Origin of the sequence: Tenacibaculum sp. MAR_2009_124 (assembly GCF_900105455.1) — a bacterium.
Taxonomy (GTDB): Bacteria; Bacteroidota; Bacteroidia; order Flavobacteriales; family Flavobacteriaceae; genus Polaribacter.
Window position 1 is genome coordinate 1,424,731 of the sequence record NZ_FNSF01000001.1, and the last position, 15,270, is coordinate 1,440,000.

Sequence of the window (15,270 nt, forward strand, 5' to 3'; positions counted from 1 at the left end):
CGTCTATAAATTAAATGCTACCAACTTTTGATAATTTAATTATCAATTAAAAAAAATATATTTGTTTAACACTAAAAGCCTACTTACGCAAAAGTTATGAACTTAAAAATTTTATTAGTTGAAGATGACGAGATCGAAAAATTAAAATTTGAAAGGGCCTTAAAAAAGTTAGAAGCAAACCATTCTGTAGTAAAGGCAGCAAATGGTGAAGAAGCTTTGACGATTTGTAAGGATGTACTTCCAAACTTAATACTACTAGACTTAAATATGCCCAAAATGAATGGGTTAGAGTTCTTAGATATTTTAAGAGCCGATGAAAATTTAAAATTCGTTCCAACCGTTGTTTTTTCAACGTCAAACAATCACCAAGATATGATCAATGCCTACAAGGTAGGTATTGCTGGTTATGTAGTTAAACCTCTACATTATTCTGATTATGTTAATCAAATAGAAAAAATTATTGATTACTGGTCCATTAATGAATTAGTCAGTTTATAAAGAAAGTATTATTTTCATCACTGATTAAACAATTTCATTAATCCCCCGCTACATATGAAAGGAATCGTATTTACCGAGTTTTTAGAAATGGTAGAAAAAAAATTCGGACTAGAAACTGTGGATACCATCATCACTGAGTCTAATTTAGACTCTGATGGTGCTTATACCTCCGTGGGCACATATGCCTTTAAAGAACTTCAAAGTTTAGTTAGTAACCTAAGTAAGTGTACTAATATTAACCCTCAGGATTTAATACACTTATATGGAATATATTTCTTTGATGTACTTACAAAAAACTATATAAACCTTTTTGACCATTATAAAAACGCCTTCCAATTAATTTCTAGTATTGAAGAACATATTCATGTAGAAGTAAGAAAAATGTATCCCGATGCGGAACTTCCTTTCTTCGAAACCCATGAAAGTTCCGATAGTAAACTGGTTATTGAATACCATTCTGAAAGAGCTATGTATTCTTTTGCCCAAGGGCTAATTGAGCGTTCCTTGGAACATTACAATGAGAATGCAACTGTAACCAAGAAATTATTAACTGATTCAGGAACTAAAGTTTTATTTACCATAGTCAAAAATGCTTAATAATAAAATAAGAATATTAGAAAAAGCTTTAGAACGAGAACGGAAGGCGAGAAAAGAAGCCGAAGAAATTTTAGAAAAAAAGTCTTTTGAACTATATGAAACTAATAAGCATATAGAAGAACTATATGATGATAGAAATGCCCAATTAAAACTTATTGTTGATAACTCTTCTTTGGGTATTATACTGTCCCAAAATGGAAAACTTGTTACAATTAACAGAGCTTTGGTTAAGCTTCTTGGTTATTCATACCAAGATTTAATGGCTATGAATATTAGTGATGACCTCACCCACCCTGACGACGTTAAAGAATCTGACTATCAAACAAACTTACTTGAAACAAATAAAATTGACAGGTTTTCACTTCAAAAAAGGTATTTAAGAAAAGACGGAAGTTACGTACTATGTAAAACCAATGTCAGCGCAGTACGTAACAGTAAAGGTGAAGTAAAATATCAAGTCGCCCTAATAGAAAACGTTACTGAAATAAATAAGAAAACTAAAATGCTTAATACCTTAAATAGATTATCAGCCTCTATTTTAGGGAAAAGAGATTTATATGAAATCTCCTGGGAAATTGCAAAAACCACTGCAGAGCATTTACAATTAGAAGATTGTGTTGTCTATTCTGTTAATCTTGATACTGGAATACTAACACAAATAGCAACAGCCTCACATTCAATGTATAAAGGAAATGATAAAACAAACCTTTTTGAATTAACCACCGAAGAAGGAATTGTGGGTAAGGCAGTAAGAACAGGGGAATATCAACTCGTGAATGATACTTCTAAATGTTCAGACTATTTGGTTGATGCCAGCTTTCGATTCTCAGAATTGGCCGTACCCATTATTGCTAACGGTAAAGTTATTGGAGTAATGGACTCTGAAAACAGTAAGAAAAATTACTTTAATTATGAGCATGTGGAAGTATTTAAAAATATAGCGAGTTTAGCATCTGCTCAATTTAACAGTGCCATTAGCATGGCTAAAGAAAGAAAAACCCAATTAGAAAAAGACAAACTTTTAATAAAACTTGAAAAAAATAACGAAGAATTAAAAAACTTTGCTCACGTCGTTTCACACGATTTAAAATCTCCTTTAAGAAGCATGTCTGCTTTAATTTCCTGGATTAAAGAAGACAATGACGATATCTTTGATGATGAAACTTCAAATAATTGCAATTTACTTCTAGCTAAAATACATAAAATGGATTCACTTATTAATGGAATCCTTAAATACTCAAGTATTGATAAAATAGAAAAAGAGTACAAGAATGTAAATATTCAACAAGTTGTTAAGGAAATTATCGAAACGATCTTTATCCCCGATACAATCAACATTGATATAAAAAATGAATTACCTACAATTCCTGGAGATAAATTCAGGTACCAACAATTGTTTCAAAATTTAATTAGCAACGCAATTAAATATAATGACAAGGAAAAAGGAATTATTGAAATAGATGTTCAAGAAAAAAAAGACACCTATGTGTTTTCCGTAAAGGACAATGGTATGGGAATTGACCAAAAGTATCATACTAAAATCTTTGAAGTTTTCGAAACCCTGGGTCAACATAATGACAACTCAACAGGAATTGGATTATCTATCGTCAAAAAAATCATAGATCTATATGAAGGTAAAATATGGATAGAAAGTGAATCAAATAAAGGAACCAAATTTTTATTCCAATTACATAAAAAACCTCTTTAAATATTCTTTAAAGAGGTTTTTTTTAAAATACAAACTACTAATTATCTACTATATCTTTTTAATTTTCTTAAATTTTATATTATAAAAATAAAGCTATAACCAGTAATTTATTTAAATCTTCGATGTAATTAAGCTTACTATAGTTTAGTTGTCCTTAATCACCGTTTAAATACAATAATAATGATGTTATTTATAAATGGTAACAAAAAAATTCCCCATCAAGGTTGTAATGAGGAATTTCGAGGGACTCTTAAAAAATAAGTTTTTAGTTTAGTTTTTAAATAATTTAAATGAGTTTGTTGTTCAAATTTAGTGTAATATCACTTTTTTAGTAAAAAAAATAGCTGAATATTTTTCGAGAAGGCATAAATAACAGCAAAACAGCGATTAACGACATTTTATAAACCAAAAATCTCAACATTAAAACTAACATTGAGATTTCTTGGGAAATTTAAAGGGAGAACTATTTGAAAGCAAATAGTTCATATTAAAATTAATGGTAATATTCATGAAAAAAGAAAGCAATCGACAATTATAAATCGAAGTGTGGATGAAAAGTTGTTTACCTATGATTAACAACATTTTATAAAAAAGAAAACCTCATTATTAAATCCTTTAATAATGAGGGCTTGTAAAGAATCAGGGGGATACAAACAAACTACAAAATAACTATCTATTATATATTTTTCTTTTCTCGTTTTACATTATGAATTTAACTAATCATTGGCTTATCAACATCTTATATCGACAAAAAGACAGGGTTTTGTCGATGAAATGTATTATTACATAGATGAATAAAACACATCACAAATTATTCAAAAATGAATTGAATTGTATACCGATTAGTTAATTAGATATTAACTAAATGATTATGTTGGGTAGGCAAAATTTCGCTTAAATATTTCTATATGAAAAATGATAAGTAAATATCTTATTAATACAGTGATTAACAAAGGAAGCTATATTTTTACTTAGTTTATGAAGCATTTGAACTCTATTTCCAAAATACATTTCGAGTTTCTTATTTTGCTTTAATTCTTTTATTAAATCATCAAAATCATCGAAATTAGAATCAAAATCAGCATCAAAATAGCCCACATATTGAATTGTAGAAATACTGTAAAAATATCGGGCCCCTGCTTTAATAGCCATCGACTTTCCTTGATTCTTTTTCTTGTTTATAACGGTAATTCTATCGCTGTATTCTTGCTTAAATTTATTTAAGATAGTCATGGTATTATCTTTACTTCCATCATTTACAAAGCATAATTGAAAATCGTTGAAATCTTTCAACCATTTTTTAAATGCGTTAACATTTAATCTCTTCTCTTCATTGTAACATGGAATAATGATACCTACCTTCATATATGTAATTATTGTTTCTCGTTTTCAAAAGTACTTTCGAAATTCTCTCTTTCTTACCGAAAATCGACTAATATGTTTTTTTATACGTTAAATAGTAAATATCTTTAGATTAGTTTCTTATCTATACTTGTTAACTTTATAATTGAAACTAAGCCCCCATAAAAAAATGAAAAGAACCTATAACAAGTACTTTCTATTAGCCCTCGGGCTTGCTTTATTGTTTCATGGCAGTGCCATCTTTTATACTATTGAGCTCACTTATGACGCTTTAATTCATTTATTTTTTTCTGAACATTATGCAAGTAATTGGCAAGAACCTTGGTCATTTAAATGGTATACCGGTTTCACCGTTATGGGGTACCCTCCTTTAGTACATCAAATGCTAGCAATTCTTTCATTCATTGGAGGTTTCAAATTCGCTTTGTACAGTTTTTCTTTTATTATAATTATTCTATTTACCACTGGGGTCTATAGGTTTAGTCTGTTACTCACTCAAAATGAAGATTACGCAGGTTTCGCTAGTATGTTTGCTATATTTTCTTCCGTATTTATAGAAACATTTCACCTTTTTGGGCAACTCCCCACTTTAACCGGAATTTCGTTACTAATGCATTCCTTTCCTGAAATATATTTGTGGATAGTTACCAGAAAAATAAGATATTTAGTATCTTCTTTCTTATTAATGGGCTTGATGGTATGTTCGCACCATGTAACTCCAATTTTTGGAATGGTATTTTTTATATTTCCACTTATAGGATTGGCTATCATGGATATTTGTAAAAAAATTAAAGGTAACTATTCCTCGATTCGATTTTTATTTTTTGTAAAGCAGTTATATAAATCACTAAAACCTGTTTTAATTTTTGGCTTTGGATCGCTGGTTATTATGATAGGAAGTATATTACCTTATTGGATTAACACAAAAAATAATCCAATTACTCAAGTTCCTATACCGCATGGATCAAGAGATAATTTTTTAGAAGTTCTGTCTTCAGGGCTTGTATTTTTCCTCATCCCATATGGAGTTATACTTACTCTTTTCCCCTATGTGTTTTATCGATTTTTCAGTAAACGCTTGCTTTTTTTTGGAATATCATTTTCAATGCTAGTACTTCTTGGTACAGGAGGTACTACCCCGCTTCCTAAAATGATACTTGGTGAAAATGCCTTTTCAATTTTAACTTTAGATAGGTTTACCTTTTGGGCTTCTATTATGAGTTATCCTATCATGGGAGAATTCTTTATAAGAATATTAAAAAGGGATTATAAGGTATATTTAAAGCGAAAATTCGGAAGAATTTACTACGGAACTATCATTTTACTTTTAGGAGCTATTGCAATGTATTTTGCAATTTTTACAACAAACATTGGAAAATTTAGACCTAGTCAACCCCAAGCGATTAAAATGTTACCTATAATTAATTTTCTAAATCAAGATATGCATTATAAATGGCGTTATCTTCCTTTAGGTTTTGGTGACCAAATGGCGTGGTTATCTTTACAAACTCAAGCGTTAACAGTAGATGGCAATTATCATTCAGCCCGACGACTTCCTGAACTAACAACAAAAGCTGTTGAAAGGTTGGAAAACTCGAAATTCAGAGGAATTGAAGGTATCGGCTCTTTACAGCAGTTTTTAGCCAACCCCGATAAATTTAATTTAAAATATATTTTTTCAAAGGACAAATTTTATGACCCTATTCTCTATTTTACTGGATGGGAAAAACTATCGTACTTAGAAAATGGTATCATGGTTTGGGAAAAAAAGAATGTAAACCCATTACCCGTTATTTTAACAAAAATAGACACTCCTTTATATCAAAAAGTTATTTGGTCATTTGTTCCTATGGGTTTTGTCTCTTTAAGTATCATATGGTTTATTATAACCTTATCTTTCTCTAATAACCATTATACATTCCGTACTGGTTTTATCGCATCATCAATAAGGTTTTCAAAATCACTCCTTTTTTACAATATATTTCTTGCCGTATGTGGTCTGTATGGCATGTATTTATTTTATATTCATAATACCACTCAAATTTCATCAGAAAACGTTGTTAAGGCCTATTTCGATGCTCTTGATTTTAAAAGATTCACACAAGCTCATTCATACTTAGACAAAAATTCTAAAAAATCTTTAGATCAATTCATGTTGGAAATTTCAGTAACTGATGGCTTATTGAGTTCTTATGCCAAACTAGAAAATATCGAAACCAAAGTTATTAGTAAAACAAAGGATACCACCTATATTGAAACAAAAACAAAGTGGATTACTCCTCTGGAAACCATTGACAAAAGTGAAATTATAAAGACGGTTAAAAAGAACCATAAATGGTATGTTGTACCCAAAAAAAATTCGAAATACACCCCTGCAAATCTATTTTTTGATATTCCTGAAACTACATTTTACAATCAAGGGAGGCGAAAAATCACCACACAACAAACCAATCACGAAGACATTTTACCACAGCCAACCCTTTATATAGAAGAGGCTAAATTGGTTACAAACAACAATCAATATTACGTTTTAGGAGAAATGCAAAATATCGATTATTTCCCAGCGGCAATTAGTTTAAAAGCAATGTTATATGATAATGAAAATAATGAGTTGGCAACATACAGTTCAAAATACCAAAATAAACATTATTTAAACCCATTTGAAAAATCAGTCTTTAAAATTGGTTTTGAGGAAGTTGCTTGGATTGATTCAGATAAAAAAGACAAGAGTTTTAACCCTGATGAATTTCACATAAAAATATTCGATACTAAACCTTCTAAATTTGTAATTCATGCAAGTTCTACAACAGCGATTAAAAACCTGTATCAATACTCTCAGGTTAATGACCTGTATTGCACACCTACATCTGTTAATGGAATGTTATTTAATGCTGGTAATAAAGAAGTAACTATTCCACAATTGTTATTTGCTTATTATGAAAATAATGAAATCATTTGGATAGATCATCAGTTTATTCAAGAAAGTATTCGACCTCATAGAAAAAGAAAATTTATTCATACTCTTCCTGATATCTCAAAAATAAAAGTAATATCAAATACCACCAATAACTGTTATGTTAATGGAAGAAAAAATTCAATGTCTATAAAAGATAGAGTGGATATGTATGATTCAATAATTGGAAAAAAGTTCATGATTAATAAAAATGAGTACAATATAAAATTACAAGTATCAAACTTTATTGGAAACTAATATATGTCAAAAATTATTTATTTACTACCACTACTTTTCTATATATCATGCAATAAAGGTAAAACTGAACCCAAAACTAACCTTCCAAAAATTGACTATAAATGGATACAGAAAACCAACGAAACAAACGCCCGAGAAAAAATAGATTTAATTTTATCAGGTAATTTTATGACAGAAGATCTATATCTGGGTTTGTCCAATGATTTCGGAAGCTCAGTAATTACTCCTCGAAAACGAGATGCTAATACTTTCATATTCACTATTCCAAAAAGTTTATCTAAAATATCAGGTGTTTTATCCTACTCTCTTTCTTATAACAATCATGTGATTGATAATGGTAATATTAACATACTTCCATTAAATACTGCACTTTTGGAAACCTATTGTGGACCTTCTCATATGGTTGCTTCATTAATCGACTATTCGATGATCGTGGTTATACCAAATGATATTTATGACAATCCTAATTCCGGTGAGCATTATACTGTAGAATTTGATACTAAGACAAAAATTGAAGAATTAGTACAAACTGACGAATTGTTAAGCCATAGAAGAATTTATAGTAGACAGAAAAAAGGTAAAGTACTGGCAAAAGCATACATTGACACTATTAAATCGAAAGTATCAGATATTATAATATTGGCAAACAATGCAACCGACTTTACTATAAGTTATACTCGAAACACTAGTTTTTCCGACGGGAAAGAGCTAACTACTCTAAAAACTTCTGTTATTAGAGATGGCTACGATAACATTATCGAAAATGGTACTATGGTCAACTTTTATTTAACCTTTAATAAAACCCATTTAAAAATTCATGGTAAAGTAATTAATGGTATAGCAACGGCACAATTCGTTCACCCAGAAATAAAAAGAGAATATTCAGTTCAAGCATTTATAGAAAATGTTAGTACAAGTAATATTATAAACATTAAGTATACAACCCCCAACTTTTAAATATGAAAAAAACGATTGATAAAAAACGGAGATTAAAACAGATATTCATTATTCTATTTTTTATTACCGTTAACTTCGGAATAGTTAGCCTTTTATCCACTATTTATTATGAATTTAATTCTGGTGCAGATAGAAGTAGACTATTACATATTGATTTAAGAGTAAATGATTATTACCAACCCAAAATTAAAATTAATGGCATAGATACGGAAGGAAGAGCTCCCAATCGGGAAATTATACGAAACATTAAAAATGACTACATTAAATCTTGGTATGTAAAAAAATATGCTATGCAGAATAATGATGTGAATGCCATTGAAGATTTTTATACAGATTCAGCACAAGCAAAAATACAACGCATCATAAAACATAATATTACTAATAAAATAAATATTCATTCAACGAGTATTGATCATGATATGACTATAAAATTTTTATCAGAAGATGGTCAACTAGCATATATTGATGATAAAAATGTACATGAACAAACGTATTTTTTTAAAGATAACAAACAAATTCATGGTGCAAAAACTATAAAAAACTACAAATCTATTTTATTACTGGAAGATGGTTTCTGGAGGGTTAGACATTTAAAAAGTTTACCCAAAAACCCTGATGAGCAATCCAATCATAATGATGTTTCCCAAATATTAGAGATAGAGAAAAAAATAACACATGTCGTTCAACCAAAACAAACCTTATATCGATTAACTAAAATTTATAATACCACTAAAAAGAAACTTATTGAGTTAAACCCAAATAAAAGAAGCCTTACCAACAATATTCTTTTAAAAAACGACACCATTCTTGTAAAAATATTAAAAGAAAAAATTACCATTGACCAGAACAAATCTAAATCCCAAAATATTCGTTTTCCTAACGATTTTAAAATAAAAGGGATCAATTATTATCCTCAAAAAACTCCTTGGTTCGAGTTTTGGAAACAATATGATACTATTGTTGTAAATAAAGACTTTAAACTTATTAAAAACTTACAATTAAATACTATTCGAATATTTATTCCTTACGAATTATTTGGAAAAGAAAAAGTTTCTAAAACAGAGTTAAACAACTTGATATCTACACTTGATTTAGCCCATAAAAACAATCTAAAAGTTATTGTAACCTTTTTTGATTTCTACAGTAATTATCAGGTATTAGATTATACCATATGCGATAGACATATTGAAAAAATAATACGAACCATCAAAGATCATCCCGCTCTATTACAATACGATATTAAGAATGAACCTGATTTAGATTTTAAATTATATGGAAAACAAAAGGTTATAAATTGGTTAAGTTTTATTGCTGGTAGAATGAAGTATTACGATAAAGAAACTCCCATAACTATCGGTTGGTATTCTCCTAAAGAAGCTTCAAATTTGAGTGATCAATTAGATTTTGTTTCTTTTCACTACTATAAATCTCCTGAAGAATTTTCTCCTATTTTTAAAGAATTAGAAAAAAAAGTAAAGAAACCGATTGTTATTCAAGAGTTCGGTAAACATTCATATAATAGCATTTGGAACCTTTATAGCAATAGTGAGAAAAAACAAGCTAAATATCATAAGGAAATCCAAGAGAGTTTCGGTACCAATGGGGTTGAACATTTTGTTAGTTGGACTTTGTATGACTTCCCAAAAATAGATACAAAAGTGTTTGGTAGAATGCCACACAAAATTGGACCTCAAAAAAACTATGGTTTCATTAATAATAAAGGAAAACTTAAAAAAGCAGCAAAATACATTTCAGGAGTTTTAAAATAGAACTTGTATTTTAAGGGATATTGAGTATAAAATACTAGGGAAATTACTAAGGATTTTATAGGGTTATTCCCTATCGTATATGTTAATAAATTTTGCAACATTTGCCGTGTCTTAAAGTCGGGGGGACTTTGAGCGATATGTTTTTTATAGTTACCCATTCTATTCAGAGTGGGTTTCTTTTTTCCTCTCAACTACACATAATGTTTACTTATCGAAACAAGATTATTTAAATATCTTATAATCATATTTTTAGAAGGAAAACCAAAACCAAAATGTCATGAAATTAGGTATTGTATCATCCTATCCCCCAAGCAATATAACCCTAAATGAATATGCCTATCATTTGGTGAAAAGTTTTGTCACTTTAGATCAAATTGAAGAAATTATTTTATTCTGCGATGTTACTTCAGAGAAAAAAGTGCTTGATTTTCCATATGCTGACAAAGTAACTGTGGTAGAATGTTGGAAATTTAATAGTTATAATATATTGTTTTCAGTATCTAAAGCTATAAAGAAACACAAACCCGATAATGTGTTGTTCAATTTGCAGTTCATGAAATTTGGAGATAAAAAAATTTCCGCCGCCTTAGGATTACTACTTCCTAAAGTAATAAAAATGCGAGGTACACCAAATACAGTGTTAATTCATAATATATTAGAGGCCGTAGACCTGGAAAGTGCAGGTTTTACTAAAAACCCAATACTTAAGGTTATATATAACATCATTGGATATACTTTAACTAAGTTTATTTTAAGTGCCAACACAGTAGCTGTTACCATTCCTAGATATAAAGATATTCTTGAAAAAAAGTACAAAGCCAAAAACATAAAAGTAATACCACATGGTACTTTTGAAGTAGCGGAAAAACCTAATTATAAAGACTTTTATGAAAGAAAAAAAGTCATGACCTTTGGTAAATTTGGAACCTACAAAAAAGTAGAAATTTTAATTGAAGCTGTTGAACGAGCCCGAAAGTCGACTGGAGAAAACATTGAAATTGTCATTGCTGGTACTGATAATCCAAATACGATAGGTTATTTAAAAAATGTCAAAAGAAAATATGAACATATATCTGATATTACATTCACAGGTTACGTTCCTGAAGAAGATGTAGAAAGGATCTTTGTAGAGAGCACAGTAGTTGTGTTTCCCTATACTTCAACAACAGGAAGTTCAGGAGTACTTCACCAAGCAGGAAGCTATGGAAAAGCCGTTATTTTACCCAATATTGGTGATTTAAAAACACTAATGCAAGACGAAGGTTATGCTGGTGAATTCTTTGATCCCGAATCGACTGATAGTTTAACAAAAGCTATTGAGGCCATTATTCAAAATAATAGCTATCGATTAGCTCTAGAGAAAATAAATTATAAAGCAGCCACTTCCTTTCCTATGAAAAAAATATGTGAAATGTATGTTGCCACTTTTGAAAACAAAAAGAAGTTAAAACTAAATAAAATATTGGCGTAACATATTACTTCTGTTAAAAATATTAAAATCATTTCTCAATGATCTGTTTTATTTATGAGCTTCCTTTTAGTTTCTTATAGCATTTAAGCAAATTCACTATTTTAAACTAGTAGTAAAATTAATTACTTTTATTTTTAAAGTAATATAGTAATGTAAACAGAAGTAAAATGGACATTAATAGTATTTGAACGTGAACTACTTGTTCCAATGTTTTATGAAAAAGAATTAGCCCTGCAACCTGTAATAAACCAAAAAACATGGCAAAAATAACTGGTATATATTTTGACAGAGACAAAAAGTAATAAACGAATACGTTTGCCAATGCGAATAATGATGTGGCCAAAGCATATTTATATAATAAAGGTCCCATGCTTACATATTGTTTTCCGAAAAGCATGGCAATAATAGTATCTGGAAACAAATAACATCCAACAACCAACGTTAATGTTAAGGCTACTATAAATTTAAGATAGCCTGTAAGTATCTTTTCAGGATCACTTCCTTCCTTTTTTGCAAGAATTACTTTTGGTAATAAAACCATAACTAACATCCAAATAACAAAATACACTACCCTTCCTATCAGAGCTAAAGAAGCGTACAAACCAGCACTATTTGATTCAAAATAATGTTTAACTATTAAGATATCCGAATTATTAATAATTATTTGTGTTCCTTCATATAAGGCTGTTATAAATAAGAATTTATATATTGCTTTAGTTTCAGTTTCCATTAGAACGGATTTCACTTTTAAAGCTGACAACGAAAACTGATTTGGAAAAAGTCCCAAAACAAACGAAAATAAAATACCAAAGGTTACTGCAATTGTTGGATGTACGACGTCAAAACCTATTAAAATAAAAGTAAGTGAAAGCCTACCAAGCATTTCCAACAAATAAGATTGGGATAAGGAAATGAATTGCTGCTTACCCTGGTGTAATCCTCTTGACACACTCATAACAAAATATACAGGTACTCCCAATCCAAACAGGTAAAAAATCAACTTATTATTTAAATGAAATATATCTATTAATTGATCCGAAAATACCATGCACAATACACCTATTATTCCACTAAACAATAATGTATATTTATAGGTTACTTTTTTAAAATTATTCGTTCTTTCTGGTGGTATTTCTATAACGAATTTAGCACACAATAGCTGAATAGTCATCGCTAAAAAGGAAAGCACTAACAGAAGGGTTATTAAAACGGCTACATCGGCAAATAATATTGGTCCCAACCATCTACCTAAAATAAGATTATAAAGATAATTTCCAGCATTTACAAACATAACACTGATCATAAACCACTGAGCAGAACTTATTTTTTTAACGTTATTTAAAATTGATACCTGCATGACTTATAACTTATTCTTTTAATACTTCTTTAAGTTTCGGTTCATTTAAAACCCAAGAAAGCTTTTCATTCACTTTCTTAAAAATCGTAAACTTCTTATTATTCTTTATTGCAATTTTACTTAATTCTTTTAATGTGTCTATACCTGTATTATCTATATGATTTAATTCTTTCAAACTTAAAACTACATCAGAATCATATTTTATCAGTGTTTTAAAATAGGATAATAAACCTTGAGAGCTTTCCAATATTAAACTTCCTTTTAGTTCATATTTTCCTTTCTTATAATTGATTTCAAGCATGTAAAAATTGATGTTTTATTTTTCTTCAAAATTCACTGTTTCATCATCGTTTTTCTATTTGTTTCGATGGAATGCAATTTATTATAGATTAATGAAACATCATTATGTATTAACTTGGATTTAAAATCAAAAACCAAAAAGATGAGAAATAGAATAAAACTATTCCCCCTAAATTTATTACTATTCGTTACTACAATTTTATATGCACAATCCCCCATGGCTCCAGGATTTAATATGCTTGAAACAGGTAAATTCGCAGAAGCCAAAATCTTTTTTGAAGAATATTTAAAAACCGATTCGGATAATAAAACGGCAAAACTATGTTATGGTAGAGCTGTAGGCTTAAGTGGAGATCCGCAAAAAGCAAAAGTAGTTTTCGGTGAATTGTTAAAACTAGAACCAAAGAACCTAGAATTTAGAATCAATGCAGCTGAATGTTTATTATGGAATAAAGAATTCGATGCAGCTCTTGTTAGTTATTCTGATTTAGAACAAAGTTACGATCCTAACCCAATTATAGAGTTAGGACTGGCGAATACTTATAGTAATTTAAAAAAATATAAGAAAGCCATTCATCATTATAAAAAAGGAGTAGCTCTAAATCCAAAAATACTTGGTATTTATATTGGACTCGCCTACACATATCAAGCCAATAATGAGAATAAATATGCTTTAGAAACTATTGAGAAAGCTTTAGAACTAGATCCTAAACATAAACAACTCTCAGGTCTAAAAAAAACTATAACTCAAAAATACAAGCCTCAAATTACTCAAAAGGGTATAATTACTTCCGACAGTGGAGACAATCAATCTTTAAATTCAAAAACAGACATAAACTATCCGTTGTCTACCAAAAGTAGCATTGGTGCCTATTATCATTTTAGAGAATCATCTAATACAGTTATAGATATTAACTCTTCTAGACAAAAAACTTTTGGAGTAACATCATCATATCAAATTACTAATAAGATTAATTTGATGGCTAACGTTGGTTATCTCGATATTAAGGGCGATAACACATATAGCGATTTTATTTACAAATTTGGATCAAATATAAAGTTAAGTCATAACCAAGATTTAAATATATATTACCAAAAGGAATATCATAATTTCAACGTACAATTAATTAATAGTGAAATCAGTCAGAATCATTTATTCGCGAACTATCATATCATAACCAAATACGATATTGGGTTATTTACACAATACTATTACACAACACAATCTGATGATAATAAACGAAACCTATTGTTTACATCTCTCTATTATCTCTTAAAGAAAAGTACACCTATTAAAGTAGGTTTAAATAGCGTTATCATGAGTTTTGATAAAGAAAGAGCTGAAGTATACTTCAGCCCTGAAAAATATCTAGTTTTTGAAACCTTTATTGATTTTAGTTTCACACAACCCTCAACAAAAATAATTCTTGATGGTAATGCAGCCTATGGATACCAAATCATTAACTCAGAAAACAAACAACAAAGTTTTAGAATGAAACTTAATTTTGGTTATAAATTCAGTGACAACATAAAACTTATGGCCTATGGTGAATATAGTAACCAAGCTGTCGGTAATGCTTCAGGTTTCGAATTTAACGAATTAGGTATTATTCTTAAATGTAATTTTTAATTCAATAAATTCAATCTTTTCATTAATTCTGGTCTATTTGATCGACTTACAGGAATTACCTCTTTTTTAATAAGAACACTATTATCTTCTATATCTATTATTTGTTTCAAATTAATAATATAAGATCGATGAATCTTTAAAAAGAGGTCTTCTGGAAGTTTTTCTTCAATTTTCTTCATGGTAGTATGAACTATATGATTCTTAGTTTCGGTTTTTATATTTATATAATCACCTTTAGCCTCTATTAAATAGATATCTGGTATTAATATTTTAACCAACCTTCTATCTATATTAACATATAATTCGTTCTTCTCCTCATCATTTTTTTGTTCTCCGTTACTCGATTCTCGTTTCTTTACATCTAATTTAGTAACGGCTTTAATAAACCTTGGAAACTTGACTGGTTTTAC

General features: G+C 29.2%; 12 protein-coding genes (1 of these 12 only partly in view). 8 read left to right on the forward strand and 4 right to left on the reverse strand.

All coding sequences use genetic code 11. The features are described from left to right. Nucleotides 1–96 precede the first annotated feature (96 nt). The 3 genes from BLW23_RS05310 to BLW23_RS05320 are packed head-to-tail and all read left to right on the forward strand — an operon-like array spanning nt 97 to nt 2,803. Entirely contained in the window at nt 97–498 is a 402-nt protein-coding gene (locus BLW23_RS05310) for a response regulator (protein WP_093668177.1), read from the forward strand. Nucleotides 499–552: 54 nt separating this feature from the next. Next, a complete protein-coding gene (locus BLW23_RS05315; protein WP_093668178.1) occupies nt 553–1,095 on the forward strand; it encodes a heme NO-binding domain-containing protein in 543 nt (180 codons plus the stop codon). Further along, nucleotides 1,088–2,803 (forward strand): ATP-binding protein, encoded by a 1,716-nt coding sequence (locus tag BLW23_RS05320; protein ID WP_093668179.1) that lies wholly within the window; start codon nt 1,088–1,090, stop codon nt 2,801–2,803. Before BLW23_RS05315 ends, BLW23_RS05320 begins: the two co-directional genes overlap by 8 nt. Nucleotides 2,804–3,697: 894 nt before the next feature. Here the strand turns inward: BLW23_RS05320 and BLW23_RS05325 are convergent. Then, complete coding sequence (locus BLW23_RS05325; protein ID WP_093668180.1) at nt 3,698–4,168, reverse strand: glycosyltransferase; 471 nt, start codon at nt 4,166–4,168, stop codon at nt 3,698–3,700. A gap of 166 nt (nt 4,169–4,334) precedes the next feature. Here BLW23_RS05325 and BLW23_RS05330 point away from each other — a divergent pair, with 166 nt between their 5' ends. The 4 genes from BLW23_RS05330 to BLW23_RS05345 all read left to right on the forward strand — a co-directional run bounded on the left by BLW23_RS05330 (nt 4,335) and on the right by BLW23_RS05345 (nt 11,573). Further along, nucleotides 4,335–7,376, forward strand: coding sequence for a glycosyltransferase family protein (locus tag BLW23_RS05330; RefSeq protein ID WP_093668181.1), 3,042 nt, complete (start codon nt 4,335–4,337; stop codon nt 7,374–7,376). Nucleotides 7,377–7,379: 3 nt separating this feature from the next. Beyond that, nucleotides 7,380–8,333 (forward strand): hypothetical protein, encoded by a 954-nt coding sequence (locus tag BLW23_RS05335; protein ID WP_093668182.1) that lies wholly within the window; start codon nt 7,380–7,382, stop codon nt 8,331–8,333. A gap of 2 nt (nt 8,334–8,335) precedes the next feature. Beyond that, nucleotides 8,336–10,102, forward strand: a complete 1,767-nt coding sequence (locus BLW23_RS05340; protein WP_093668183.1) for a glycoside hydrolase 5 family protein — start codon at nt 8,336–8,338, stop codon at nt 10,100–10,102. A 277-nt stretch (nt 10,103–10,379) separates the two neighbouring features. Next, nucleotides 10,380–11,573 carry a glycosyltransferase gene (locus BLW23_RS05345; RefSeq protein WP_093668184.1) on the forward strand — a complete coding sequence of 398 codons (1,194 nt, stop codon included), beginning with the start codon at nt 10,380–10,382 and terminating at the stop codon, nt 11,571–11,573. Between the two features lie 118 nt (nt 11,574–11,691). On the opposite strand, the gene BLW23_RS05350 is transcribed toward BLW23_RS05345, so the two are convergent. Beyond that, nucleotides 11,692–12,930 carry an MATE family efflux transporter gene (locus tag BLW23_RS05350; RefSeq protein WP_093668185.1) on the reverse strand — a complete coding sequence of 413 codons (1,239 nt, stop codon included), beginning with the start codon at nt 12,928–12,930 and terminating at the stop codon, nt 11,692–11,694. A 10-nt stretch (nt 12,931–12,940) separates the two neighbouring features. Further along, a complete protein-coding gene (locus BLW23_RS05355; protein ID WP_093668186.1) occupies nt 12,941–13,231 on the reverse strand; it encodes an STAS domain-containing protein in 291 nt (96 codons plus the stop codon). A gap of 141 nt (nt 13,232–13,372) precedes the next feature. Here BLW23_RS05355 and BLW23_RS05360 point away from each other — a divergent pair, with 141 nt between their 5' ends. Next, nucleotides 13,373–14,860, forward strand: coding sequence for a tetratricopeptide repeat protein (locus BLW23_RS05360; protein WP_143032114.1), 1,488 nt, complete (start codon nt 13,373–13,375; stop codon nt 14,858–14,860). Here the strand turns inward: BLW23_RS05360 and BLW23_RS05365 are convergent. Next, nucleotides 14,857–15,270, reverse strand: partial view of a LytR/AlgR family response regulator transcription factor gene (locus BLW23_RS05365; RefSeq protein ID WP_093668457.1) — the 3' portion only. The gene runs 291 nt beyond the window's last position; only the last 414 of its 705 coding nucleotides appear in the window; the start codon falls outside the window, past its right edge; it ends in the stop codon at nt 14,857–14,859. The two genes, BLW23_RS05360 and BLW23_RS05365, sit on opposite strands and share 4 nt — an antisense overlap.

Coding starts and splice junctions, on each gene's coding strand:
- BLW23_RS05345 (WP_093668184.1), top strand. CDS start 10,380: ATGAAATTAGGTATTGTATCATCCTATCCCCCAAGCAATATAACCCTA.
- BLW23_RS05350 (WP_093668185.1), bottom strand. CDS start 12,930: ATGCAGGTATCAATTTTAAATAACGTTAAAAAAATAAGTTCTGCTCAG.
- BLW23_RS05330 (WP_093668181.1), top strand. CDS start 4,335: ATGAAAAGAACCTATAACAAGTACTTTCTATTAGCCCTCGGGCTTGCT.
- BLW23_RS05360 (WP_143032114.1), top strand. CDS start 13,373: ATGAGAAATAGAATAAAACTATTCCCCCTAAATTTATTACTATTCGTT.
- BLW23_RS05355 (WP_093668186.1), bottom strand. CDS start 13,231: ATGCTTGAAATCAATTATAAGAAAGGAAAATATGAACTAAAAGGAAGT.
- BLW23_RS05325 (WP_093668180.1), bottom strand. CDS start 4,168: ATGAAGGTAGGTATCATTATTCCATGTTACAATGAAGAGAAGAGATTA.
- BLW23_RS05310 (WP_093668177.1), top strand. CDS start 97: ATGAACTTAAAAATTTTATTAGTTGAAGATGACGAGATCGAAAAATTA.
- BLW23_RS05315 (WP_093668178.1), top strand. CDS start 553: ATGAAAGGAATCGTATTTACCGAGTTTTTAGAAATGGTAGAAAAAAAA.
- BLW23_RS05340 (WP_093668183.1), top strand. CDS start 8,336: ATGAAAAAAACGATTGATAAAAAACGGAGATTAAAACAGATATTCATT.
- BLW23_RS05320 (WP_093668179.1), top strand. CDS start 1,088: ATGCTTAATAATAAAATAAGAATATTAGAAAAAGCTTTAGAACGAGAA.
- BLW23_RS05335 (WP_093668182.1), top strand. CDS start 7,380: ATGTCAAAAATTATTTATTTACTACCACTACTTTTCTATATATCATGC.